Consider the following 2068-nt stretch of genomic DNA (forward strand, 5'->3'; position numbering starts at 1 on the left):
CGGCACCGGTCTTCTTCACCGGGGGACGGGGCGGACGGGCCGGAGGGCTCCGGCGAGCGGACGGCGGGAGAGCGGGTGGCCGGGACGGGTCAGCGGGCCGCCGTGCGGGCGGGTGACCCGTCCGCCGGGCCGGGCCGGGCGGTGGCGGGACTCCGGCGGAAGGCCCAGTCCATGTCCGGCTCGGTGGCGAACCGCATCGCCCTGCGGACCGGCGGGGTGCACAGCAGTGTCACGGCGGTGGCCGCGATCACGGAGACGAGCACCAGTCCGGCGGGGCCGGAGAGCCACGCGTTCTCGTCGATCAGTCCCGCGTACTCGGCGCCCCGGATCAGGAAGCCGTGCAGAAGGTATCCGCAGATCGTTCCGGCGCCCAGCACCGAGAACCAGGTCTTCCGGGCCGGCACCCAGGACAGGAATCCGGCGGTGAGCAGCAGCGCGCACCCGAACATCAGCAGCGTCATCATGACGCCGGACCACCAGGGTGCGCCGATCTCCTGGGCGCTGTCGCTGCGGTAGAACCAGTCGAGCCGCAGGTGAGGGGCCACCGCGTACGCGAACACCAGCGCCGCGGCGAACAGGGGCAGCGAGAGCAGCCGTACCTCGCGGCGGCGCACCCACTCGAAGTGCTCGGGGCGGGCCATCACGCCCAGGACGAAGAACGGCAGGAACTGCAGGACGCGTTGCAGGTCCAGATCGTCTCCGATGCCGGGGCAGACCGAGGCGAGAGCGGCCACGGCGAGGGCGACGGGGAGCGGGTGGCGGAGCGTCCGCCAGAGCGGGGTGGTGAGTCGCCAGATGAGCAGAGCGGCCAGGAACCAGGTCAGGAAGAGCGGGTCGAGCAGAGTGATCGGCGCGTCCGGTTCGCCGCCCGCGTACCGCCTGAACAGCGAATAGGCCGTCTCGAAGACCACGTAAGGGACCGCGACCCCGGTGACGAGCCGCTTCATCCTGGCCGGACTCGCGTCGAAGGACCGGGAGAAGTAGCCGGAGACGAGGATGAACGCGGGCATGTGGAACGTGTAGATGACCATGTACAGCGCGCGGGCCGCCCGGCTGTCGCCCATCACCGGTTCCCAGGAGTGCGCCACGGCGACCAGCACGATGGCCAGATACTTCACATTGTCGAAGTACGGATCGCGCTTCCTGGCCGGCGGAGCGGACTGCGTCGACCTCGGATCGGGCGCCGGGGGAGCCTTGGCGGCGGTTGTCGCGGATCTGTGTCCGGGCTCCGGGTCCAGGGCCTCCGACGGGAGCGTGGTCCGCTGTGTACGACTCGGAGCAGGAAGCATTCGAAAAACCTAAACCCGTCTTTCGCATTTCTTGAAGCGCATCGGAAGCCTCGCGCCTGCCCGTCAATTCGAAGCCGAAACCAGTGAGTTATGTCCACTATGCCGATTAGATTCCTCGCCAAACGGGGCAAATCGCCTCTGGATTGAGATGCGTGAATTACGACACTCTCCCCGGTCGGGCCGAATGCGTGCGGCCTGTGGGGAGTAAGTGAATTCTTGTTGCGTGCACGTCGGGCCCACCCCGGTGCCACGCATGGCTGCCGGGGGCCTCCGTACGGCGCTTTCGTGCGGGCGGGGCGCGGGCACCGCCCGCACGCGCGCCTCCGGTTCCGGGAGGCTCTGAGGGCGTACGAGTGGCGCGAATGGCGAAAATCAGCCAGGTCACCCCGTCAGCAGTCGTCGCCCTCACGGGAGTTGATGGCACGATGGAGTGAACGGAGGGCGCGCGACGGAGCGCGCCCCCGGGCCGGCAAGGCGGACCGACCTAGGGTGTGAGCAGTCGTGGCCATTTCACTGTCTGTGGTGCTGATGTTGGCGATCATCCTGGTGGTGCTGATCCGTGGTGGATCCATCAAGGCCGGGCCGGCGATCGTCGCGATCCTCTTCGGGTTCTTCCTGGCGTCGACGGGCATGGCGCCCTCGATCAACAGGTTCATGAACTCGATAGCGGACACGATCAACCAGATCAGCTTCTGACGACCGGATCAGCTTCTGAGCCGGCCCGAGCGTGCGTGCCGGGCGGATCCAGGCGGGCGGACCTCCGGAGCACGCCCCCGCCC

At 68.6% G+C, this 2068-nt stretch carries 2 protein-coding genes; one reads left to right on the forward strand and one right to left on the reverse strand.

What is annotated here, in order from left to right:
* Positions 1–89: 89 nt before the first annotated feature.
* Positions 90–1289 carry an acyltransferase family protein gene (locus tag ACFWEP_RS34285; protein ID WP_387376164.1) on the reverse strand — a complete coding sequence of 400 codons (1200 nt, stop codon included), beginning with the start codon at positions 1287–1289 and terminating at the stop codon, positions 90–92.
* A gap of 501 nt (positions 1290–1790) precedes the next feature.
* Here ACFWEP_RS34285 and ACFWEP_RS34290 point away from each other — a divergent pair.
* Positions 1791–1985, forward strand: a complete 195-nt coding sequence (locus tag ACFWEP_RS34290) for a hypothetical protein (protein ID WP_328721676.1) — start codon at positions 1791–1793, stop codon at positions 1983–1985.
* Positions 1986–2068: the final 83 nt, after the last annotated feature.

Source organism: Streptomyces sp. NPDC060198, from assembly GCF_042728415.1.
GTDB lineage: Bacteria > Actinomycetota > Actinomycetes > Streptomycetales > Streptomycetaceae > Streptomyces.

Coding starts and splice junctions, on each gene's coding strand:
- ACFWEP_RS34285 (WP_387376164.1), bottom strand. CDS start 1,289: ATGCTTCCTGCTCCGAGTCGTACACAGCGGACCACGCTCCCGTCGGAG.